Origin of the sequence: Streptomyces katrae, from assembly GCF_002028425.1 — a bacterium.
GTDB lineage: Bacteria > Actinomycetota > Actinomycetes > Streptomycetales > Streptomycetaceae > Streptomyces > Streptomyces katrae_A.
Genome location: NZ_CP020042.1, coordinates 5,186,020 through 5,207,822, shown reverse-complemented (window position 1 = coordinate 5,207,822; position 21,803 = coordinate 5,186,020). Strand labels below are relative to the sequence as shown.

Genomic DNA, 21,803 nt, shown 5'->3' with positions numbered 1-21,803 from the left:
CGGGCGGTGGACGGGTGCGGGCGGTGCGGGGGCGCTGCCGCGGCCGGGGGTGCCGTGGCGGCAGGACCAGGTGCGAGGGGGCGGGCTTGAAAGGTACCGCAGCGGGCGGCCCGTCAGGCCCCTGCGAACGCGGCGAGTTCGGGGTGTGCCGCGCACCAGGCGCGGCGTTCGCGTTCGAGGGCGCGGCGGGCGGTGGCGTGCCGGTCGCCGGGCGGGGGGAGTTCGTCCATGGCCCGTTCGGCCCCGGTCATGGCGTCGACGAACTCCCGGCCGGCGAGGGTCAGTCGGGGGTGGTCGCGCAGGACGGGCAGGACGGCCGCCACCTGGGCGCGGATCCGGGCGTGCCGGGCCCAGGCGCCGCGGGCCCCGTAGAGGGCGGCACGCTGCCAGTAGCCGGCCAGGGCCAGGTGGGCGTACGTGCCGTGCAGCAGCCCCTCCAGGGGGCGCGGGTCGGCGCGCCAGGGGGCCCAGTGGCGGGGGGTGCGGTCGGCGGTGTGGAGGGTGAGGACGTCGGTGAGGGCGGCGAGTTTGCCGTGCTGCACCTCGTGGACGAGGGTCGCGGCGAGGGCGGGCGGGGACTGGCCGCGGGCGAGGACGGCGCCCGCTGCGGCGGGGAGGGTGGCGCCGCTGGAGCGGGAGCCGCCGCCGAGCGGGACGACGCAGCGCAGGAGGCGGCCCGCCTCGTCGGCGCGGGCGGAGTCGTAGCGTTCGAGGAGGGTGAGCGCGGCGGCCCACTGGGTGTCCCAGCGCTTGTGCCCCTTGGGGGTGAGCCTCCGGGCGGGGCGGACGGGGGCGGGGTGGCCGGTGGCGGGGGCCCGGTAGGGGTCGAGGTCGTCGAGGGAGGCGCGGCCGCCGGGGAGGGCGTGCAGGGGCAGGACGTCGCAGGTGTCCCAGGAGCGTTCGCTGAGGGCGAGGGGGCCGGGCCGCTCGGGGAGCAGCAGGCCGAGGGTGGGCAGGGCGAGGCGGCCGTGGGAGGGGCGCAGGGTGGTCTTGAAGCCGATCCCGGCGCGCAGCGCGGCGGCGACGGCGAGGGCTCCGAGGTGCCCGAGGTCGGGGGCGGGGCCCTGCGGGGCGTGCAGCCGGCGCAGGGTCTCCTCGGCCCAGACCCCGGTGGAGGGGTAGTGCAGGACGTCGCGCACGGCGCCGGGCTCCTGCCGCTCGGCCTCCTCCAGCAGCCCCCACCACTCCCCGGCCTCGGGCCCGGGAGCGGCGTCGAGGACGGCCCGCAGCAGGAGCAGCCGCTTGGAGCGCCGGATGTCCCCGACGAGCCGCAGCCCTTCGGGGGTGGGCTCGGTGGTGGCGAGGGACCGGAGGGCGTGGGAACTCACGCGGAACCGGACGAGGCCGGGGGCAGCGGCGTCGCCGGGCGGGGGGCCGGGGGCTGTGGAGGGGACGGAGGGCGGCGGGGTGGGGTGGGTGGGGCCTGGGGATTCGGCGGGCCGGGGCGGGTCGGGGGGTGCGGGGTGGGTCATGAGGCGGCCCGTTGGGTCGTGGTGGCCGTGTGGACCGCTCGGGCGATGTGGCGGATCAGGCTCTGGAGGTCCGCGCAGTACACGGACGGCTGCCGGAACCCTTCCCCCTCGCGGTAGCGGTGGGGGTAGTGGCCGCCGCCGCAGACCTCCACCAGCTCGCAGGAGCGGCAGCCGTCGGCCAGGGCCTCGCGGCCGAGCTGGCGGGCGGCGAAGCCGGGGTGGTCGAGGAGGTCGTCGAAGCTGTGGGTGTCCAGGGTCATGCCGGTCGCCGCGGCCCCTTCGTAGGCGGACTTCAGGGAGTCGGCCTGCTCGATGCTGCCGTCGGTCTCCACCACGGCGGTGGTGGCGGGTGCCAGCCCGAGGCTCTCGGTGGCGGCGGGAAGGCCCAGCAGCAGCGCGATGACCTCCTCGAAGATCCGGATCCGGGTGCGCCGCGCCCCGTCGTGCCACCAGCGTTCGAAGACGGCGATCAGCCAGTCCGCGTACGGGGTGCCGCCGTCCCGCCCGGTGCGGCCGGGCGGCGGGGTGCTCCAGTTGGCCAGGGGCAGCAGCAGGCCGATGGCGGGCGGGGCGAACGCGAGCAGGGACTCGTACGTCTCCACCGGGTCCTGCCCGATGTCGGCCACGCACAGCACCCCGGCGTAGCCGGCCGGGTGCCGGGCCAGCAGGCGCAGGCCGCGGGCGGCGGCGCCGAAGCCGGGCCGTCCGGCATGGTCCACGCGGCGGGCGTTGTGGGCGGGGAGCCCGCCGTCGAGGCTGACGCCGATCCGGATCCCGGCGCCGGCCAGGGCGGCGATCCGGCCCCGGGTGAGCAGGGTCGCGTTGGTCTGCACGCTCGCGGTGACCCGGGTGCGGGGCGAGCTCCGGGCCAGGGCCGCGCGGACCGCCTCGACGGGGGCGGCCAGTTCGGCGGGGGCCGCGAGGAGGGGTTCGCCGCCGTGCAGGACGAGGTCCACGCGCGGCAGGTCGTGGGCGGCGGCGTGCTCGGCGATGCGTTCGGCGGCGCGCAGGGCGGTGGCGGGGGCCATGGCGGCGGGGCGGGTGCGCCAGCTCTGGTCCGCCATCTCGTAGACGTAGCAGTAGGTGCAGGCGAGGTTGCAGCGGCTGTGGGTCTTGAGCACGAACTGCCGCACGGGGTACGGGTGGTGGCCGGCCGCGCGCAGAGCGGGGACGTCGAGCCGGGCGTAGGGCCAGGGGGCGTGCCGGGCGTGGGCGCCGACGGGGTCGTGGGGGCCGGGCGGAGGATCCGGCGGCGGGTGCGGCGACGGAGGGCCGCCCGTGATCGCTCGGTTCATCGCCCGCACCTCCTCCCCCGGCCACCGCTGGGGGATCCGGCCCCCGGGACGGTCCATCCCTGCCCTCCGCGGAGGTCCGGCTAACGGCGGAAAGTGGTCAACTCCGGGCGGTACCGACCCGCGTGGGGCGGGCGGGGGGCCAGGGGTCAGGCGACGCCGGAGTCGAAGGCGTTGAGGATCTCGGCCGGGTGGGTCACCCGTTCCACGAGCCCCTCGATGACCTCGGCGAGCACGGGGTGGGCGATGCCGCGCAGGGCGGTCAGGTCGAGCCCGGAGAGGTCGGGGAGCTGCCCGGCGCAGGGGCGGGGTTCGGGGGGCGCGGCCACTTCCTGACGTCCGGTCACCATGCGCTTCCCGTCCCCCTGTCGCACCGTGGAATGTGGAGTGTGGAATGTGGAGTGTGGAATGTCGTGGAATGCCGTGGTCCACTGCCCTTTCCCGCAGCCCGGCGGGGGGAAACGGCTCATCCGCCGCTCTCCAGGGCGTGGATCCGCGTCCGGACGGCCCCGGCCCGCTCCCCGTCCGGCAGTCCCTGGCGCTGCCACAGCTCCAGGGCGGCCCGGTACGCGTCCAGGGCCGCGCGGGGGCGGGCCAGGTGCTCCAGGACCCCGCCGCGCAGTTCCTGCACGCGGGCGGCGAGCCGGAGGGCGGCGCCGGTGCCGTCGGGGTCCTCGCGTGCCGCCTCCAGGGCGGCGCGCCAGGCCCGGCGGTAGGAGTCGGCCGCCCGGTCGAGGCGGTCGGTGGTGCGGGTGTGGGCGTGGATCTCCTGCTGTACGTCGCCGTGGTCGCGCCAGGCGCGGGCGCGCTCCAGGGGGTGGTGGCTCTGCCGGACGGCCAGCTCCAGCAGGTACTCGGCCTCCCGGAGGTCGACCAGGTCCCCTTCGTAGGTGTGCCGCAGCCGCAGCCCGGAGGCCAGCCGCAGCAGCCGGTAGGCGGCCCCGGGGTGGGACTGGGCCACCGCCGACCGGCTCTCGCGCAACACCCGTACGGCGGTGGAGGCGAAGCGGCGGCCGTCGGCGGCCCGGGCCCGCTCCAGGAGCACGTCGCCCCACTCGGGCAGCAGTCCGGCGTAGGCGTCGCCGTCACGGGGGATCAGCCGCCGGGCCCGCGCGTACGCCTCGGCCGCCTCCTCCAGGGCTGCGGGTTCCCCGTCACGGTCGTACCGCGCCCGGTGCACGCGGGCGAGGCACAGCAGCGCGGCCAGCCGCAGCTCGGGCTCCCCGACGCCCTCTTCGAGCGCCCGCAGCAGCTGGGCCCGCGCCTCTTCGAGCCGCCCGGGCAGGTACCGCAGCGCCCCTGCCAGCTCCACCCGGACCCGAGCAACCCGCCGCTCCCGCCCGACACCGCTCACGGCCCGGGCCCCGATCCCCCGGCCACCCCGGCACCGCCCGACGCGGCCGCCCCGACCCGCGCCCCATCGGCCGCCCGACCGCCTCTCCCGGCGGCACCCCCGTCGCCCTCGGCTACCCCGGCCCGCACCCCATCGGCCCCCCGGGCGCCGCCCGGGGAGGCGCCCCCGGCCGAGGTGCCCGTCCCGGCCCCGTCGGAAGCTCCCGCCCCCTCACCGGCGGCCGTGGCGGCCCCGGTGGAGGCGGGGTCCGCGTCACGGCCGGACGTCCCGCCCCGGGCCCCGTCCGCCGCGTCCGCCCCGGCGGAGGCGGGACCCCCCGCCGGACCACCGGCCCCGTCCCGGTGGGCCGCTCCGGCCCGGGGCCCGTCCGGCGTCACGGCCCCGGCCGAGGCTGCGCCCGCCGGGGCGGGGGCCCCCGGCGCGGGGTGGTGGTCGTCAGGGCGCGGCCCCCCGGCCCAGGTCCCGTCGGTGCGCCCGGCGCCCCCGTCGTGCTCGGGCGCCCCCGGCAGGGGTCGGGCGGCTCCGAGCCGGCCGGCGGCCGAGGCGGCGTTCTCGTCAGGGTGGGGTTCCCCGGCCCGGTATCCCTCGCTCCTGCTTGCCTTCGCGGGGGTGGCGGCGCCAGCATCGTCTGATGATCCGGGCCCGCTCGCCCCGGCCCGTCCGTCCCGCGCCGGGGCGGCGTTCGCGGGCGAACCCCCGGTCCCGTCGTGCTCGGGCGCCCCGGGCCGGGGTCCGTCGGGATCCCCGGCTGCCGTCGGAGGGGCGTCCGCGTCGCGGGCGGACTCCGCTGATCCGGGTCCGTGGGCGGGTCCGGTGCCCGTTCCGGCCGTCGTGGGGGCGCCGGTGGGGGCAGCCTTCGCAGGGGTGGCCGCCGGATCCGGCCCCGCGCCGCCGACCGTGCCGGGGGCTGTCGCGCCGGGCGGGGTGGCGGGGCCCCTGCCGGTCGAGGGGTCCGGTCCGGTGCCGGCGCCGGGAGCGGGCGCCTCGGGGGACCCCGCGGGACGAGCGCCGCCGGTGCCGGGCGCCGGCTCCGGGCGGCTCCCGGCGGGCGGGGTGGCGTCGGCGGGAGCCTCCATGCCGCCGTACCGGCCGGGGCCGGGCGACCCCTCGGGGCGGGGCGGGGCGGTCGGTGCCGCGGGCGGCCCGTCCGGTGCATCGGGCCGACCCGCCGTGGCCGGGCTGTCCGGTGCTGCGGGCCGACCCGCCGCCGCCGGGCTATCCGATGGCGCGGGCCGACCCGCCGCCGCCGGGCTATCCGATGGCGCGGGCCGACCCGCCGCCGCCGGGCTGTCCGGTCCTGCGGGCCGACCCGCCGCCGGGCTATCCGGTGCTGCGGGCTGATTTGCCGGGGCTGAGCTGTCCGATGGCGCGGGCTGACCTGTGGCCGGGCTGTCCGGTGCTGCGGGCCGACCCGCCGTCGCCGGGCTGTCCGGTGCGGGCTGGCCCGTCGGGGTCGGGTGGGGTGCTGCTGCCGGTTCCTCCGCCGGGGGCGCCTCCAGCAGGGCCAGGGCCCTTTCCAGGGCCGCCGCCGCGCGTTCCGCCAGGGCCGTGCGGTCCGGCGGGGACGGGGTGCGGGTCAGAAGGGCCAGCAGGGTCGCGCCCAGGGCCAGCAGGACGTCCGGGTGGGTGGCGGCCGGCGGGTCGGCGGCGAGGGGTTCCAGGACGGCCAGGGCCTCGTGCAGCGGACCCGTGTGCGCGCGGAGTTCGCTCAGCCGGATCAGGGTGCGGGCCCGGCGCACGGCGCAGTCCGCCCGCAGCTCCGCGTCCTGCGCGGCGGCGCCCCCGGCTGCGGCGAACTCCCGGGCGGCGGCGGCCAGCAACGCGTCCCCCTCGCGGCCCGACACGAGGGCCCGCTCGTACAGCACCCGGCCCAGTGCCGCCCGGCCCCCGGCGGTCCGCAGCCCGGTCACGGCCCGTTCGGCCTCGTCGAGGAGCTCCGGGTCCCGCTGGGCCGCCCACAGCCGCAGCAGCACCCCGGCCAGCTCCGTCTCGGCCTCCTCGGGCGGGTCCCCGGGCCCGGCCGGGACCGCCGCGGCCCGCCGCAGCAGGGCGGCGGCGTCGTGGAGGTGGCGGGTGTCGCCGTCGGCTCCGGCGTGCCGGAGGCGTTCGCGGGCCGCCCGTACCGAGGGGGCCCGGCCCGGCGGTACGGGCGCGGGCGCCGGCTCCGGGTCCTCCTCCGGGGGCCCGGGCAGGTAGCGGCGTACGACCTTCGCGGAGACCTGCGCGAAGGCCTGCGGCAGCGGCCCCGCCGCCCCCTGCTCCGCGCCGGTCCCGTCCGGCCCGTCCGCCCCCTCCGTCCCGGGCTCCCCGAGCTCTCCCGGCTCCCCCGCCGGGACCCCGGTCAGCTGGGAGACGGCGAGGGCGGGGAAGTTGCGCACGCCCCGGCCGAAGTGCGCCAGCACGTACTCCGAGCAGTGCTTGAGGACCAGCGCGGCCTCGTCCCGCCCCAGCGGCCCCAGCAGCACGTCCTGCACCCCGGGCACGAACTCGTACCACGGCCCGGGTGCGCTGCCGGAGCGCCGCAGCAGCCCGCTGAGCAGCACCTCGGCGAGGTCGGACGGCTCGGAGTCGGGCAGCATCGTCCGCTGCACCAGCCGCATCACGGGCAGGGTCAGCGGCGCCGCCGACAGGTACACGGCGAGCTGCACGGCCCCGGGCGCGGCGGAGGAGCGGAAGCGGCGCACCAGCTCGCCCGGGGGCCGGGCGGTCCGGGGCAGCGGTACGGGGGCGGCGGGGTGGCGGGCCAGGACCCGGCCCACCTCGGCCGGGACGGGTCCCGAGCCGAGGCCCGCCACGAGCCGGGCCCAGGCACCGAGGGCGGTCGCGTTCGGCGGGAGCACGGGCACGGTGAGCCCGCCGGTGGGCCGTCCGGGCCGGGCGGGCCGGTCCGGCCGGAACCTCAGCCCGGACCCGCCCCCGGACCCCCCGCCGGACCCGCCGCCGGACCCGCCGCCGGGCCCGCCGCCCGTGCCGCCCGGCCCGGTACCGCCGCCCGACGCCCGTTCCAGCACCCCGCGCTCGGTCGGCAGCCAGCTGCGGTTCCACAGCCGCTGCGGCAGGGGCTGGACCACCACGCAGGGGGCGCACTCGGCCCAGCGGTGCAGCAGCCGCTGCGCCTCGCCCTCCCGCCAGACCGGCCCGGCGCAGTCGGAGACGACCATGGTCAGCGCCCGCCCGGTGGGATCGCGCAGCTGGTCGCCGGAGCGCACCCCGGCGCCGGGCGCGGGGCCGCGTCCGACGGCCGCGGTGCCGTCGGGGAGCCGGTGCAGGTAGTGGACCTGGACGTCCCGGAAGGCGCCCAGCCGCTCGCACACCGCCCGCAGTTCGTCGAACATGTCCTGCCACACCGCCATGGACGGGGAGGCGTCCATCACCAGCCGTACGGTCGCCTCGCGACGGCTCTCGGGCCGGAAGACGGGCAGGACCAGTCCGAGGGCGCGGGCGCTGGCCTCGGCGGTGGCGGCCTCGTCGAGGACGGTGCGGGTGGGCGGGCCGGGCGGCCGGTGGCGCTGGAGGGCGCGCAGGGCCCGCTGGATGTCGAGGATCCGGGGCAGGGCGGCCGCCCCGGGCACCCGTACGGGGACCCCGGCGGCGACGGGGACCTCGCCGACGGGCGGGGAGTCGGGGGCGAGGGTTCCGGCGGGGTGGAGTGCGACGGGGTCTTCGGCCGCGTCGTCCTCCCGGGTGCGGGCGGACGGCTGGTCCTCGGCGCCGGCCGGGGGGCTCGTGCCGGCGGGGCGCCCGGAGGACGGCCCGCCCTTCGCCGGGGTCCGGGCGGGCTGCGGCGCCGGGCTCCCGCCGTCGCCGGGCGCGGCCGCGCGGGCCGCCTCACGGGTCCGGGCGGCCAGCCACAGGGCGTCGGCGAGCTCCTCGGGGGACGGGTCGAGTCCGGCGCCCCGAAGCAGCCCGGCCAGGACGCGCAGTCGGGGGTCGACGGGGGCCGCGCGCCCCGCAGGCCCCGCCGCCGGTCCGGGGCGGGCGGGGTCACCGCCGGCGTCGTGCGGGCCGGCGGGCCCGGGGTCCGCGTGCTCTCGGGGCACCGGGGCTCACCTCGGGCGGTCGAGGCGCTGGATGAGGAGGTCGGCGAGGTCCTCGCGGCTGGGCGGGGAGGCGTAGTGGGTGAGGTAGATGGCGTTGAGGAGCTGGTCGGCGGCGACCAGTTCGGAGCGGGAGCGGCTGAGGAACTCGCGGATCAGGTCGGCTCCGAGCCGGGCGGCCTCCTCCCCGAGGTGGGCGCGGACCATGGTGGCGAGGCGCTTCTCGCCGGGCTGGCCGAGTCTCAGCTGGATGCAGCGGCGCAGCAGGGCGGCGGGGAAGTCCCGTTCGCCGTTGCTGGTGAGGATGATGAAGGGGAAGGCCCGGCAGCGGATCCGGCCGCCCTGGACGGTGGCCTTGGCACCGTCGTCGGTGAGGACCTGGACCTCGGGCTGGGAGTCGGCGACGCGTTCGAGTTCGGGGAGGGTGAACTCGCCTTCCTCCAGGACGTTCAGCAGGTCGTTGGGCAGGTCGATGTCGCTCTTGTCGAGTTCGTCGACGAGCAGGACGCGGGGCCGGGCGGTGGGCAGCAGGGCGGTGCCGAGCGGCCCGAGCCGGATGTACGTGCCGATGCCGGGGGCCGTCGCCGCTCCCGCCCCGCTCGCGGCGATCTGTACGTCCTGGAGCCGGGCGAGGGCGTCGTAGCGGTAGAGCCCTTCCTGGAGGACGGTCCGCGACACCACGGGCCAGCGCAGCACGCGGCCGAGTTTCAGCTCGTGCGCGACGGCGTGCGCGAGGGTGGACTTGCCGGTGCCGGGGTAGCCGGTGACCAGCAGGGGCCGGCGCAGGTAGAGGGCGGCGTTGACGGCCTCCAGTTCCTCGGGCTCGGGCCGGTGCAGCTCGGCGGCCTGCCGGTGGGCGCCGAGCCGCCGTGCCACGTTCCCGTCGGCGGCCGCGGCCGCCGGGCCGGGCTCGGCGACGGGGCCGCCGTCGAAGTCCCGCCAGGGCGGCGGGTCGGGCAGCGTCTCGATCCCGTCGTGGGGCTCGCCGACTCCCCGGTAGATCAGCCATTCGTCGTTCACTGCCGCTCCCTCCCACACCGCTGCCGCTCTCCTGCGGGCCCCCGCCTCAAAGGTCCCCCTGCAGTGGTTCGTCCTCCGGCAGGGCACGGTCCGGGTCCTCCCACACGAGGGCCAGCCCGGCCGCCCAGTACGCGTCGGGGTCCGCCCCGTGGGCCCGCTGCCGCAGGGCCTGGAGGCGCTGCGGCAGGACCGCGCCGCGGGCCGCCTCGGTGAACTCCTCGCGCAGCCCCCGGTGGAAGGGCGCGCAGGAGGCCGACGGGTCGGCCGGGGGGCGCCGGCACACCGCGACCCCGTAGCCGGCGTCCCGCACGGAGTGCAGCGCGCCCAGGGTCGGTTCGGCGGCGGGGTCCCGGCAGAGCACCGGCACGGTGGTGTCGGGCAGCCCCTGGAGCCAGCCCGGGGCGGGGATGCGGGGGCGGCCGCGCGAGCAGTCGGCGCGCTGGTCCAGCAGGGGCCCCGCCTGCACCCGCGCCCAGCGTGCGCGGGCGGCGGGGCTGCCGGCCGCGTCGGCGTGGCGCAGGACGACGGGCCGCTGCACTCCGACGGGGACGCCGCCCGAGACGGCCCACTCGTCGAAAGGCAGCCCGAACAGTTCGGGGGCGACGGCCACTTCGAGCAGCGCGGCCGTCTCGTGGGTGTCGCAGCGGCGGAACCCTTCGGCGAGCGGGGCCCGCAGTACCTCGGGCAGGCCCGCGAGGGTGGCCCGTACGCCGGCGGCGACCGGGGTGATCCGGCCGGGGCGGGCGGGGCCGGCCAGGACCGACACCCGCCAGTCGTAGACGTCCTCCCAGCCGTGCGCCCAGGCCTCCAGCAGCACGGAGGGTCCGGCGGGCAGGCCCTGGGGCTGCCGGGTGCGGCCCTGCGCCGCCCGTCCGGCGGCCTGCCGGCGGCGCCGGTCCCGTTCGGCCAGGCCCCGTTCGTGGTGTTCGGCGAGTTCCCGGCGCAGCGGCCGCCACAGGCGTTCGGCGGTGGCCCGTACCCAGTCCCACAGCTCCTCGTCGGCGCCGGGGGCGGGCGGTTCGCGGTGGTCGGCGACGCTGACGCCGGTGGCGTAGCGGAGCATCGCGGCGGCCTCGCCGCCCGCGCCGGGCGGGTCGTGGAGGAGGCCGAGGCCGTCGCGCCAGCTGAGGGGGGCGGGGAGGGTGGTGTCCGGTTCCTCTCCCCTGGCCTGTTCGGCGAGTTCCCGTACGGCTTCCGAGGAGCCGGGCGGCGGCAGTTCGGCGAGGAGCCCGCACAGGGTGGTGCGCTCGCCGGGGGTGAGCCGTCCGCGGCCGCCGTAGGGGTCGTTCTCGCCGTCGGAGAGCAGGTCGTGGACGTCGGTCCAGGTGCGGCGGCTGTCGAGGTCGCTCAGGTGCCGGTCGTAATGGTAGAGGTCGTGGGCCTGCATGACCCTGCGGTAGAGCCCGGTCTGGCCGGTCGCCGCCATCGGCAGGGTCCGCAGCTGGGACACGGACACGGCGAGCCCGCCGCCGCCGGCGTGCCGCCGGGCCTTGACCACTCCGACGACCTCCCCGCGCGCCAGGTCGACGACGGGGCCGCCGGACATGCCGGCTTCGATCTCGTCGTCGTCGCCGAGGCGGATGGCGGCGCCGCCCGCGGCGAGGCCGCGCAGCCGGGTGGTGCGGCCGGTGATCTCGCGGATGCCGAGTTCTTCGGTGCAGCCGAAGTAGGCGGCCTCGTCGAGGCGGGGTCTGGCCCGTTCGGTGAGCCAGACGCAGGTGTGGGTGACGGGTGACAGGACGCGGACCAGTGCGAGGTCGGGCAGGTCCCACAGGGCCCGCCGCCCGGGCCGGCGTTCGTCCAGCCGTTCGGGCAGGACGCATTCCACCCGCCCGGCGACCGTGCCGGTGGCGGTGGTGTCCCCTCCGGGGAAGAAGCTGATGCCGACCTCACGCCCCGCCAGACGCACCCCGGCACCCCCTTCACCGACGACGTGCGCACACGTGAGGACCCAGCCGGGGGCGATGAAGAAGCCGCTCCCCCAGGTGGGTCCGGTCCCAGCGCTGTCATACCCGCCGGGGGCCGCGTGGACGCGTACCGTGGCGGCCCGGACCAGGGGTTCGAGGAGCTCGAAGGCGCGCGCGGATCCGCCCGTGCGCCCGTCCGGCATCCCGAGGCCCCCCTCTCCCGCCCGCCCCATCGGCTCCGTCCACGCTAGCGCCGGGGGCGGGAAGGCGGGAGGTGTCGCCGGGGACCCGGATTATCCTGGCGGGAAACACCCCATCACACCCCCGACTCACTACACGGCACGGAGCCCGACTTGTACTTCACCGATCGCGGCATCGAGGAGCTGGAGAAGCGGCGCGGCGAGGAGGAGGTCACCTTCGAGTGGCTCGCCGAGCAGCTCCGCACCTTCGTGGACCTCAACCCTGACTTCGAGGTCCCGGTCGAGCGCCTGGCCACCTGGCTGGCCCGGCTGGACGACGACGAGGACGAGGACGAGTAGTCCGCTGGTCCGCCCCGGCGGGCGCCCTGACCGGCGCGTGCGCCGTGGCGCGGGAACGACCGAGGGGCCCGGCCGCACATGCGGTCGGGCCCCTCGGTGGTGGTGCCGGGGGAAGGCCTGGATCAGGCGGCCTTCGTCTCCCAGAAGATGCGGTCGATCTCGGCGATGAGCTCGAGGGCCTTGGCGCCGGTCGCCGGGTCGTTGGACGCCTTGGCGGCCGAGAGGGCCTTCAGGGTGTCGTTGACCAGGGTGTGCAGCTGGGGGTACTTCTCGAAGTGCGGGGGCTTGAAGTAGTCGCTCCACAGCACCGAGACGTGGTGCTTCGCGAGCTCGGCGCGCTGCTCCTTGATGGTGATGGCACGCGCGCGGAAGTCCGCGTCCTCGTTGGCCTGGTACTTCTCCTGGACGGCCTTGACGGACTCGGCCTCGATACGGGCCTGGGCCGGGTCGTACACGCCGCAGGGCAGGTCGCAGTGGGCGGAGACCTTCACCTTGGGGGCGAAGAAGCGGGAAAGCATTGGAGTGGGTCCTCCTCGTGATCGTCTTCTCAAGGGTGGAGATTACTCGCTGAGAAGACGGAAATCGCGGGCGCCCCCATGGGCTTAGGACAAAAGTCCAGCCTCCGCCGAGGACGGGTGAGCGAACCTACGGGGCCGTGCGGCACCATGCGGGCAGGGACGAGGAGGCCACAGATGGCGGAGAGCGGGCGGGCGCGGGTGCGCATCGGGATCACTGAGGTGGTGGGGCCGTCGATGGTGCCGACGCTGCTGCCGGGGGACCGGATGGTGGTGCGGTACGGGGCGCTGGTCCGGCCGGGTGACGTGGTGGTGTTCCGGCATCCGCTGCAGCAGGACCTGCTGGTGGTGAAGCGGGCGGCGGAGCGGCGGCCGGGCGGCTGGTGGGTGCTCGGGGACAACCCGTTCAACGAGACGGGGGACAGCACCGACTACGGCGCCGTCCCCGACGAGCTGGTGCTGGCGACGGCCGTGCTGCGGCTGCGGCCCCGCGCGGCGCATCAGAGTTCGCTGAGGGCCCGGCTGTCCTGGGCGGTGTCGGCGGTGCGGCCGCTGCGTGCGGACTCCTCGGCCTCCAGGCGTTTGCGGGCGCGGTAGGCGGCGACGTTGGCGCGGGTGGCGCAGCGGTCGGAGCAGTAGCGCCGGGAGCGGTTGGTGGAGGTGTCGAGGTAGGCGTTTCGGCAGGGCGGGGCCTGGCAGAGGCCGAGCCGGTCGGGGCCGTGCTCGGTGAGGTGGAAGGCCAGTCCGAAGGACGCGATGGCGGCGTAGCCGGCGGAGGCGTTGGAGGGGTGGTCGGCGAGGTGGATGTGCCAGTCGGGGCGGCCGTCGGGGCCGACGAGGTCGTGGCCGGAGACCTGGGGGCTGACGGGGAACTCCATGAGCAGGGAGTTCAGCAGGTCCACGGCGAGGACGTGGTCGCCGCTGTCGGCGGCCTCGAAGACGGCGCGGAGCCGGCCGCGGACGTTGCGGAAGCGGGTGACGTCGGTGTCGGTGACGCGGCGGGCCATCTGGGTGCTGGGGCCGAAGAGGGCACGGACGTCGTCCGCCGAGGTGAGGGCGTCCTTGTTGCGGGCCGGCTCCTCGGTGTTGACCAGGCGCACGGCATAGTCCGAGTAATGGGCCAGTTCCACTTGTAGTCCTTACGGCTGCGGGTTAAGGTCGGGTCACGGCTGCCGGTAACGGCTGCTCTCGCTTCGAGGGTATTACGTATGGAGGGGTTCGGGATGACGGATACGGTGACTGGCTCGTTCGGTACGGACTGGCAGGCCTGGCAGGACAGCTGGGACCGCCAGCAGGAGTGGTACATGCCCGACCGCGAGGAGCGGTTCCGGGTGATGCTGGACATGGTCGAGGCGCTGACCGGCCCCGCCCCCCGGGTGCTGGACCTCGCGTGCGGTACGGGAAGTATCACGGACCGCCTCTTCAAAAGGTTCCCGCAGGCCCGCAGCACCGGGCTGGATCTCGACCCCGCCCTGCTGACGATCGCCCGGGGCCACTTCGCGGGCGACGACCGGGTCACCTTCGTCACCGCCGACCTCAAGGACCCCGACTGGCGCGCCGCGCTCCCGTACGACTCCTACGACGCGGTGCTGACCGCCACGGCCCTGCACTGGCTGCACAGCGAGGAGCTGGCGGTCCTCTACGGCCAGATCGCGCCGCTGGTCCGCCCGGGCGGGGTGTTCATGAACGCCGACCACATGCCCGACGCCTCGACCCCGCTGATCAACGCCGCCGACCGGGCCCAGCGGCACGCCGGGATGGACCGGGCGAAGGCGGCCGGGATCCTGGACTGGCGCGACTGGTGGGCCCTGGCCGCCGCCGACCCGGTGCTGGCCGAGCCGACGAAGGCCCGTTTCGCGATCTACGGAGAGCACGCCGACGGGGACACCCCCGACGAGTTCTGGCACGCCCGCACCCTGCGGGAAGCCGGCTTCGCGGAGGCCCGTACGGTCTGGCGCTCCCCCTCGGACGCGCTGGTCCTAGGTCTGAAGCAGTAAATTCCGGCGGCAGCGCGAAGGGGCGGTACGGACCTCCGTACCGCCCCTTCGCGCCGTGTCACCGCCGCGCGGCTACAGCACCTTGGACAGGAACGCCTTGGTGCGGTCGTGCTGCGGGTTGCCCAGCACCTCGCGCGGGTGGCCGGACTCGACCACGACGCCGCCGTCCATGAAGACGAGGTTGTCGCCGACCTCGCGGGCGAAGCCCATCTCGTGGGTCACCACGATCATGGTCATGCCCGACTCGGCCAGGTCGCGCATGACGTCGAGGACGTCGCCGACCAGCTCGGGGTCGAGGGCCGAGGTGGGCTCGTCGAAGAGCATCAGCTTCGGCTCCATGGCCAGCGCGCGGGCGATCGCCACGCGCTGCTGCTGGCCGCCGGAGAGCTGGGTCGGGTAGTTCCCGCCCTTGTCGCCGAGGCCGACCCGGTCCAGGAGCTTGACCGCGCGCTCGCGGGCCACCGCCTTGGACTCGCCCTTGACCATGACCGGGGCTTCCATGACGTTCTCTATGGCCGTCATGTGCGGGAAGAGGTTGAAGCGCTGGAAGACCATGCCGATGTCCCGGCGCTGGGCCGCGACCTCGCTGTCCTTCAGCTCGTAGAGCTTGTCGCCCTTCTGCTTGTAGCCCACCAGCTGGCCGTCGACCGAGAGCCGGCCGGCGTTGATGCGCTCCAGGTGGTTGATGCAGCGCAGGAAGGTGGACTTGCCGGAGCCGGACGGGCCGACCAGGCAGAACACCTCTCGGGGGGCGACCTCCAGGTCGATGCCCCGCAGGATGTGGGCGGCGCCGTACGACTTGTGGACGCCTTCGGCCTTGACCATCGGCTGAGCGGTCTTGGCGGTCATCGCGCGACCTCCGTACGGCGGAACATGTTCAGGTTGGCCTTCAGCCGCTCGAACGGCGTGGGCGGCAGGGTGCGCTGCGCGCCGCGGGCGTAGCGGCGCTCCAGGTAGTACTGGCCGACGCTGAAGACGCTGGTCAGGGCCAGGTACCAGATGGAGGCGACGAAGTACATCTCGATGACCGCGCCGGCGGTGCTGCCGATGTTGGAGCTGGCCCGCAGGAGTTCGGTGTACTGGACCGCCGAGACCAGGGAGGAGGTCTTCAGCATGTTGATGAACTCGTTGCCGGTCGGCGGGATGATCACGCGCATGGCCTGCGGGAGCACGACGCGGCGCATGGTCTGCGTCTGGGTCATGCCCAGCGCGTGGGAGGCCTCGGACTGGCCCTCGTCGACGGACTGGATGCCCGCCCGGACGATCTCCGCCATGTAGGCGCCCTCGTTCAGGCCGAGGCCCAGGAGGGCCACCATGAACGGGGTCATGACGTCGACGGTCTCGTTCTTGTAGATCGGACCGAGGTTGATGTACTGGAAGATCAGCGGGAGGCTGAACCAGACCAGCAGCTGGACGTAGACCGGGGTGCCGCGGAAGAACCAGATGTAGAGCCAGGACACGAAGCTGGTGACCGGGTTCTTCGAGAGGCGCATCACCGCGAAGAGGATGCCGAGCACGAGGCCCAGCGCCATCGAGGTGATGCTGATGATGACGGTGTTGCCGAGGCCGGCGAGGACCGAGGAGTCGAAGAGCTTGTCGCCGACCGTCGCCCAGATGATCTTGCCCTGGGAGAAGGCGTAGACGAGCCACGCGAGCACCACGGCCACGACGACGGCGCTGATCCAGCGGCCGTAGTGCCGTACGGGGATTGCCTTGATGGCCTCGTAGGGGGTGGTGCCCGAGGCGCCGGGCCCGGCCGGCGGAGTGGCGTCTGCCGGACCCTTGTCGATCTTGTCAGTCACAATGACTGCCCTTCAGTGGAGCGCTTCGGTGTTACTTGCCGGCGTTGATCGTGGCGGACTGCACGGCGCCGTCCTTCACGTTCCACTTCTCCAGGACCTTGGCGTAGGAGCCGTCCTTGATGATGGCGTCGACGGCTTCCTTGAGGGCGTCGCGGAGCTGGGTGTTGTCCTTGGAGACCGCGATGCCGAAGAGGCCGACGTCGGACTGCTGGCCGCCGACCTCGAAGTCGTTGCCGCCGCCCGAGGTCTTCGCGATGTACGAGGTGACCGGGAAGTCGTTCAGGTCGGCGACGGCGCCGCCGGCCTTCACGCGGACCTGCGCGTCGGCGTCCGTGTCGAAGGCCTCGATGGTGAGCTTCTTGTCCCCGCACTTCTCGGCCTGGGCCTTGAAGGTGTCCTCGTAGATAGTGCCGCGCTGGACGGCGACCGTCTTGCCGCAGAGGTCGTCGAGGGACTTGATGTTGTCCGGGTTGCCCTTCTTGACCAGGAGGGAGACGCCGGAGGACATGTAGTCGACGAAGTCGACGCCCTTGCCGATCTTCTGGCCCTTGTCGTCGAGGCCTTCCTGGCGCTTCTTGTTGTCCGTGATCGAGGAGATGGCCACGTCCTGGCGGCCGGTCTCCAGGGAGGTGATCAGGCCGTCGAAGGTGCCGGAGGTGAACTGGAGCTTCACGCCGAGCTGCTTGCCGAGCGCCTCGGCGATGTCCGGGTCCACGCCGACGATCTTGCCGCCGTCCACGTACTCCATCGGGGCGTAGGCGGTGTCGGAGCCGACCTTGATGACACCCGCGTCCTGGATCTTCTTCGGGAGCTTGGAGAACAGCGGGGCGCTCTTGTCCGCCGTACCCGTACCGGAAGACGACTTGTCGGTCTGGTCGCCACAGCCGGTGAGGATCAGGGCGCCGGCGACCGCGATCGCGCCGACCGCGGCGATCCGGGACCGGGCGGCGGTCGTACGACGGGTGGTGCTTGCGGTCATGAGCTGGTTCCTCCGACGGGGGTGGAAAAGCATCCGAGAACAGGTCGAGCACGCACCATCGAGTGCCGCGACCTTGTGTGATTACGGCATCTTGCCATTCGGACTGGCGCATTCAGGGTGCCCGTGAGGTCAAAATCAGATAACGGGCGCCCCCGACTACCCAACAGGACTGCGGGCAAGGCCCCTCGGAGCCGCACAAACCGCCGTGACCTGGCATTTTCGCCTCACTATTTACGGCTCGTCTCAGGTGGTGGACAGCAACCTTTGGACTTTTGGCCAAAACCGGGACAAGGACCCTACGATCAGTCCGGAATCGACTCGTCTGGGCGTGTGCTCTTCGGGTAGAACAGATCCTTACACCCCTCATCCGGGGCTCAGGGCGCGCGTGCGGCGCGCCCGCGCGTACGAACCTCCCCTCTGCGGAGACGGGCCAACCGTCGACGCGGAGTACGGACGCGGTGCCCGCCCACCCCTTAACCAGGAGTGGCCACCCTCAATCAACACAAGGACTTAAGGGGTCACACGAAGTGGCAGCCGAGATCGTCAACCCTCGCAGCGACAGTGCGACGGACAACAACCCCGATGCGGTCTTCGCGCTGCACCGGGGCGGCAAGATGGCCATCCAGGCCACCGTGCCCGTCAAGGACAAGGATGACCTGTCCCTGGCCTACACGCCCGGCGTGGCGAAGGTGTGCACCGCCATCGCCGAGCAGCCGGAACTCGTGAACGAGTACACCTGGAAGTCCAACGTGGTCGCCGTCGTCACCGACGGCACGGCCGTGCTCGGACTCGGTGACATCGGTCCCGAGGCCTCCCTCCCCGTCATGGAGGGCAAGGCGATTCTGTTCAAGCAGTTCGGCGGCGTGGACGCGGTTCCGATCGCGCTCGCGACCAAGGACACGGACGAGATCGTCGAGACGGTCATCCGTCTGGCGCCGTCCTTCGGCGGGGTGAACCTGGAGGACATCTCCGCCCCCCGCTGCTTCGAGATCGAGCGGCGCCTCCAGGAGGCGCTGGACATCCCGATCTTCCACGACGACCAGCACGGCACGGCCATCGTGACGCTGGCCGCCCTGCGCAACGCGGCCAAGCTGACCGGCCGCACCCTCGGCGACCTGCGCGCCGTGATCGCGGGCGCCGGCGCGGCGGGCATCGCCATCGCCAAGATCCTCGTGGACGCGGGCATCGGCGACGTCTGCGTCACCGACCGCAAGGGCGTCGTCTCGGCGGACCGCGCCGACCTGACCGACGTCAAGGCGGAGATCGCGGGCCTGACCAACAAGTCGGGCCTGACCGGGACGCTGGAGGAGGCCCTCGCGGGCGCGGACGTCTTCATCGGCGTCTCCGGCGGCACGGTCGGCGAGGAGGCCGTGGCCACGATGGCGCAGAACTCCTTCGTCTTCGCCATGGCCAACCCGAACCCCGAGGTGCACCCCGACGTCGCGCACAAGTACGCGGCGGTCGTGGCCACGGGCCGTTCGGACTTCCCGAACCAGATCAACAACGTGCTGGCCTTCCCGGGCATCTTCGCGGGTGCCCTGAAGGTCCGCGCGACCCGGATCACCGAGGGCATGAAGATCGCCGCCGCCGACGCCATCGCCGGTGTCGTGGGTGACGAGCTCGCCGCCGACTACGTGATCCCCTCGCCGTTCGACGAGCGCGTCGCCGAGGCCGTCACGGCCGCGGTCGCCGCGGCGGCGAAGGCCGACGGTGTGGCCCGCCTCGTCTGAGTGACGGGCGGGGCCCCGCGGGGCTGAACGGGTGAGGCCCGGCCGGAGTGATCCGGCCGGGCCTCTTCGTGTACGGAGGGCCGCCGCGCAGGGGAACGCACCCTCCCCGCCCCCGAACGGGGAGGGGACGTCCCGGGTCCTTCGCCGCGGCCGGCCGTGGGCCTCCTCACCGAACGGACCAGGCACGACCAGGTACGACCGGGCGCGCGGAAAGAGCGCGCGAAGGGCGCCCCGGGAACGCAGAAGGAGTGTGCGGAGCCCGTGACACGCTCACGACGAGCCACCGCATGGCCTGAATATTACCCCCATCCGGAGGCCGCCGATCTCTTCCGTTTAGGCCTATGCAGCCCGCAAACCGCATGGCACGGAAGGTAGTTGAGAGATCTCACTCCGCTTCCATTCCGGCCCATCCACACCCCCGCACCCCTGGTCACGGGCCCTACCGACCGGTAGCCTCTGGCGCCATGTTCGCTGCCTACGCCGCCCGAATCGACCGAGACCAGCCGCTGAGCGGCCTTGAGCTGGGCGAACGCCCGGCCCCCGAGGCCCGCCCCGGCTGGGTGACCGTCAACGTCAAAGCCGCCTCGCTCAACCACCACGACCTGTGGTCCCTGCGCGGGGTGGGCCTCGACGCCGACAAACTGCCCATGATCCTCGGCTGCGACGCGGCCGGCACCGACCAGGACGGCAACGAGGTCGTCCTGCACTCCGTGATCGGCCAGAGCGGCCACGGCGTCGGCCCGGACGAGCCCCGCTCGGTGCTCACCGAGCGCTACCAGGGGACCTTCGCCGAGCAGGTCAGCGTCCCGGCGTGGAACGTGCTGCGCAAGCCCGCCGAGCTGTCCTTCGCGGAGGCCGCCTGCATGCCGACGGCCTGGCTGACGGCGTACCGGATGCTCTTCACCAACGCCGGGGTCCGCCCCGGCGACTCGGTCCTCGTCCAGGGCGCGGGCGGCGGGGTCGCCACCGCCGCGATCGTCCTGGGCAAGGCCGCGGGCCTGCGGGTCTACGCCACCAGCCGGGACGAGGCCAAGCGCAAGCGCGCCGTGGAACTGGGCGCGATCGAGGCCTTCCCGCCGGGCGCCCGGCTCCCGCACCGGGTGGACGCGGTGATCGAGACGGTGGGCGCGGCCACCTGGTCCCACTCGGTCAAGTGCCTGCGCCCCGGCGGCACCCTGGTCATCTCCGGCGCCACCAGCGGCGACACCCCTGCGCACGGGGAGCTGCGGCGGATCTTCTTCCTGGAGCTGAAGGTCGTCGGCTCGACGATGGGCACGAAGGACGAACTGGAGGACCTCCTGGCGTTCTGCGCGACCACCGGGGTCCGTCCGGTCATCGACGAGGTCCTTCCGCTGGACCGCGCCCGCGAGGGCTTCGAACGCCTCGAAGCGGGCGACCTGTTCGGAAAGATCGTCCTCACGGTCTGAGCCGCACCCCCTCCCGCACTCCGCCGTCAATCAGGGTTGACACCCCTCCCGTGTCAACCTACATTGACAGCATGACCGAAGCCACCGATCTCGCCGAACGGGCCGGAGACCGGGACCCCCGCGTGGGCCTGCGCGCCGTGGCCGCCCTCCGCCGGCTGCTGGAGCAGCTGGAGACCGTCCAGGTGCGCAGCGCCCGCGCGCAGGGCTGGTCCTGGCAGGAGATCGCGGCCGAACTCGGCGTCAGCCGGCAGGCCGTGCACAAGAAGCATGGGAGGCTCTGATGTTCGAACGCTTCACCCGGGACGCCCGCGACGCGGTGTCCGGCGCCGTCGCCCAGGCCGTGGCGGCCGGAGCCGGCACCGTCACCGAGGAGCACCTGCTGCTGTCCCTGCTGAACGGGGGCGCACTGGACGGCCTCGGCGTCGACGGCGCCGCGCTCACCGCGGACCTGGAGGCCGCCCGCCGCCGGGGCGGAATGTCCCGGGCGGACGAGGAGGCCCTCGCGGGCCTCGGCATCGACCTCTCGGAGGTCGTGTCCCGCATCGAGGAGACCCACGGCGCGGGCGCCCTCACGGCCCCCGCACCCCGCAGGCGGGGGCTGGGCTCCTCGCTCCGCGAGGCCCTGGGGCGCCCCGAGCCGAAGCGGCGTCACTTCCCCTTCACCCAGGGCGCGAAGAAGACCCTGGAGCAGTCCCTGCGCATCACCCTGGGCCGCAAGGACCCCCACATCGGCACCCCGCACCTGCTCCTGGCCCTGCTCACCCGCCCCGGCACGGTCTCCGAGGTCCTGGCGGACCACGGAGTCACGTACGCGAGGGTGGAAGCGGCTCTCGCGGCCTGACTAGGCACCCGGGCGCAGGCCCGCCTCGATGCGGGCGGCCGCGGCCGCCAGGTGGGCGCGGGCCTCGGCCAGCTGGGCCGGGGTGACCCCGTGGTCGCGGGCCGCGTCCCGGATGTCGTCACGGAACCGGTCCAGCAGCCGGTCCAGGTCGCGGGCCGGATCCGCGGTGGGCGCCAGGTCCTCGGCCCAGCCCGAGCCCGAGGGGCCGGGGGCGGTGGGCGTCTCGGGCGCGGCGGCCGTGTTGCCGCCGCCCAGCCAGGCCCCGGCCAGGCTGCCGAACACCCCGCCCGTCTTGCTGAGCTGCTCCTGGAGCTGCGCGGCGATCCGCTGCACCTCCTCGCGAGCCCGCTCCTGGGCCTCCTTGGCCTGACGGCGGGCCTGCTGGGCCTCCTCACGGGCCCGGCGGCTCTCGTCCTTGGCCCGGCGGGCCTGCTCCTTCCACTCCTGGCGCGCCTTGCGGAGCTCCTCCTTGGCGGCCTTCCAGGACTCGTCCTCGGGCTGCGTCGCCGAGGCGTTGGCCGCGGCCAGCATCTCGCGCCGCAGATCACCGGCGGCGCCCCGGACGTCGTCACGGATCTCCGCGGCCAGCTCGGACACCGAGTCGCGGATCTCCAGCTCCAGGTCGGCCAGCTCCCCGCCCCGGTCGGCCAGTTCGGCGCGGCCCGCCTCGGTGATCGAGTACACCTTGCGCCCGCCCTCGGTGGCGTACGTGACGAGCCCCTCGGCCTCCAGCTTCGCCAGCCGCGGGTACACCGTGCCCGCGGAGGGCGCGTACAGGCCCTGGAAGCGCTCCTCCAGCAGGCGGATCACCTCGTAGCCGTGGCGGGGCGCCTCGTCCAGCAGCTTGAGGAGGTAGAGGCGGAGGCGGCCGTGGGCGAAGACGGGCGGCAT

At 74.8% G+C, this 21,803-nt stretch carries 20 protein-coding genes; 7 read left to right on the top strand and 13 right to left on the bottom strand.

The genetic code is table 11. The features are described from left to right. Nucleotides 1–113: 113 nt before the first annotated feature. The 7 genes from B4U46_RS23960 to B4U46_RS23930 form a co-directional block, all read right to left on the bottom strand. Nucleotides 114–1,328 (bottom strand): aKG-HExxH-type peptide beta-hydroxylase, encoded by a 1,215-nt coding sequence (locus tag B4U46_RS23960; protein WP_237293103.1) that lies wholly within the window; start codon nucleotides 1,326–1,328, stop codon nucleotides 114–116. Between the two features lie 140 nt (nucleotides 1,329–1,468). After that, nucleotides 1,469–2,767, bottom strand: a complete 1,299-nt coding sequence (locus tag B4U46_RS23955) for an FxsB family cyclophane-forming radical SAM/SPASM peptide maturase (protein WP_079431953.1) — start codon at nucleotides 2,765–2,767, stop codon at nucleotides 1,469–1,471. 146 nt (nucleotides 2,768–2,913) lie between these two features. Next, nucleotides 2,914–3,114, bottom strand: a complete 201-nt coding sequence (fxsA, locus tag B4U46_RS37515) for an FxSxx-COOH cyclophane-containing RiPP peptide (protein WP_159036729.1) — start codon at nucleotides 3,112–3,114, stop codon at nucleotides 2,914–2,916. A 116-nt stretch (nucleotides 3,115–3,230) separates the two neighbouring features. Then, entirely contained in the window at nucleotides 3,231–4,118 is an 888-nt protein-coding gene (locus B4U46_RS23945) for a hypothetical protein (protein WP_159402119.1), read from the bottom strand. Beyond that, nucleotides 4,115–8,158, bottom strand: coding sequence for an SAV_2336 N-terminal domain-related protein (locus tag B4U46_RS23940; protein ID WP_079429737.1), 4,044 nt, complete (start codon nucleotides 8,156–8,158; stop codon nucleotides 4,115–4,117). The genes B4U46_RS23945 and B4U46_RS23940 overlap by 4 nt, the downstream gene beginning before the upstream one ends. Nucleotides 8,159–8,164: 6 nt before the next feature. Continuing rightward, on the bottom strand, nucleotides 8,165–9,175 hold the full coding sequence (locus B4U46_RS23935) for an AAA family ATPase (RefSeq protein ID WP_079429736.1): 1,011 nt from the start codon (nucleotides 9,173–9,175) through the stop codon (nucleotides 8,165–8,167). Between the two features lie 46 nt (nucleotides 9,176–9,221). Further along, nucleotides 9,222–11,285: a trypsin-like peptidase domain-containing protein gene (locus B4U46_RS23930; protein ID WP_159402118.1), complete on the bottom strand. Its 2,064-nt coding sequence runs from the start codon at nucleotides 11,283–11,285 to the stop codon at nucleotides 9,222–9,224. 150 nt (nucleotides 11,286–11,435) lie between these two features. Between B4U46_RS23930 and B4U46_RS23925 the strand changes: the two genes are divergently transcribed. After that, nucleotides 11,436–11,621, top strand: a complete 186-nt coding sequence (locus B4U46_RS23925; protein WP_018102711.1) for a DUF6104 family protein — start codon at nucleotides 11,436–11,438, stop codon at nucleotides 11,619–11,621. A gap of 122 nt (nucleotides 11,622–11,743) precedes the next feature. On the opposite strand, the gene sodN is transcribed toward B4U46_RS23925, so the two are convergent. Next, nucleotides 11,744–12,139, bottom strand: a complete 396-nt coding sequence (gene sodN, locus B4U46_RS23920; RefSeq protein WP_007266490.1) for a superoxide dismutase, Ni — start codon at nucleotides 12,137–12,139, stop codon at nucleotides 11,744–11,746. 174 nt (nucleotides 12,140–12,313) lie between these two features. On the opposite strand from sodN, the gene sodX reads away from it, so the two are divergent. Continuing rightward, complete coding sequence (gene sodX / locus B4U46_RS23915; RefSeq protein ID WP_185117179.1) at nucleotides 12,314–12,733, top strand: nickel-type superoxide dismutase maturation protease; 420 nt, start codon at nucleotides 12,314–12,316, stop codon at nucleotides 12,731–12,733. Here sodX and B4U46_RS23910 read toward each other — a convergent pair. Beyond that, nucleotides 12,637–13,266, bottom strand: coding sequence for a CGNR zinc finger domain-containing protein (locus B4U46_RS23910; RefSeq protein WP_079429733.1), 630 nt, complete (start codon nucleotides 13,264–13,266; stop codon nucleotides 12,637–12,639). The two genes, sodX and B4U46_RS23910, sit on opposite strands and share 97 nt — an antisense overlap. Before the next feature lie 93 nt (nucleotides 13,267–13,359). Here B4U46_RS23910 and B4U46_RS23905 point away from each other — a divergent pair, with 93 nt between their 5' ends. Next, complete coding sequence (locus B4U46_RS23905) at nucleotides 13,360–14,133, top strand: class I SAM-dependent methyltransferase (RefSeq protein ID WP_079431952.1); 774 nt, start codon at nucleotides 13,360–13,362, stop codon at nucleotides 14,131–14,133. Nucleotides 14,134–14,205: 72 nt separating this feature from the next. Here B4U46_RS23905 and B4U46_RS23900 read toward each other — a convergent pair whose 3' ends face one another. Genes B4U46_RS23900 through B4U46_RS23890 form a run of 3 tightly spaced genes read right to left on the bottom strand, consistent with a single transcriptional unit; the run spans nucleotide 14,206 to nucleotide 16,914 of the window. Then, complete coding sequence (locus B4U46_RS23900) at nucleotides 14,206–14,958, bottom strand: amino acid ABC transporter ATP-binding protein (protein WP_079431951.1); 753 nt, start codon at nucleotides 14,956–14,958, stop codon at nucleotides 14,206–14,208. Between the two features lie 20 nt (nucleotides 14,959–14,978). After that, nucleotides 14,979–15,935, bottom strand: a complete 957-nt coding sequence (locus tag B4U46_RS23895; protein WP_079429732.1) for an amino acid ABC transporter permease — start codon at nucleotides 15,933–15,935, stop codon at nucleotides 14,979–14,981. Between the two features lie 31 nt (nucleotides 15,936–15,966). Beyond that, nucleotides 15,967–16,914 (bottom strand): ABC transporter substrate-binding protein, encoded by a 948-nt coding sequence (locus B4U46_RS23890; protein WP_079429731.1) that lies wholly within the window; start codon nucleotides 16,912–16,914, stop codon nucleotides 15,967–15,969. Nucleotides 16,915–17,441: 527 nt separating this feature from the next. Between B4U46_RS23890 and B4U46_RS23885 the strand changes: the two genes are divergently transcribed. From B4U46_RS23885 to B4U46_RS23870, 4 genes are all read left to right on the top strand, one after another. Then, nucleotides 17,442–18,644 carry an NAD(P)-dependent malic enzyme gene (locus B4U46_RS23885; protein ID WP_079429730.1) on the top strand — a complete coding sequence of 401 codons (1,203 nt, stop codon included), beginning with the start codon at nucleotides 17,442–17,444 and terminating at the stop codon, nucleotides 18,642–18,644. A gap of 464 nt (nucleotides 18,645–19,108) precedes the next feature. Then, nucleotides 19,109–20,071, top strand: a complete 963-nt coding sequence (locus tag B4U46_RS23880; RefSeq protein ID WP_079429729.1) for a zinc-binding dehydrogenase — start codon at nucleotides 19,109–19,111, stop codon at nucleotides 20,069–20,071. A gap of 71 nt (nucleotides 20,072–20,142) precedes the next feature. Beyond that, entirely contained in the window at nucleotides 20,143–20,352 is a 210-nt protein-coding gene (locus tag B4U46_RS23875; protein WP_079429728.1) for a helix-turn-helix domain-containing protein, read from the top strand. Further along, a complete protein-coding gene (locus B4U46_RS23870) occupies nucleotides 20,352–20,912 on the top strand; it encodes a Clp protease N-terminal domain-containing protein (protein WP_079429727.1) in 561 nt (186 codons plus the stop codon). The genes B4U46_RS23875 and B4U46_RS23870 overlap by 1 nt, the downstream gene beginning before the upstream one ends. Here the strand turns inward: B4U46_RS23870 and B4U46_RS23865 are convergent, their stop codons facing one another. After that, nucleotides 20,913–21,803, bottom strand: coding sequence for a PadR family transcriptional regulator (locus tag B4U46_RS23865; protein ID WP_079429726.1), 891 nt, complete (start codon nucleotides 21,801–21,803; stop codon nucleotides 20,913–20,915). It lies immediately after the preceding gene.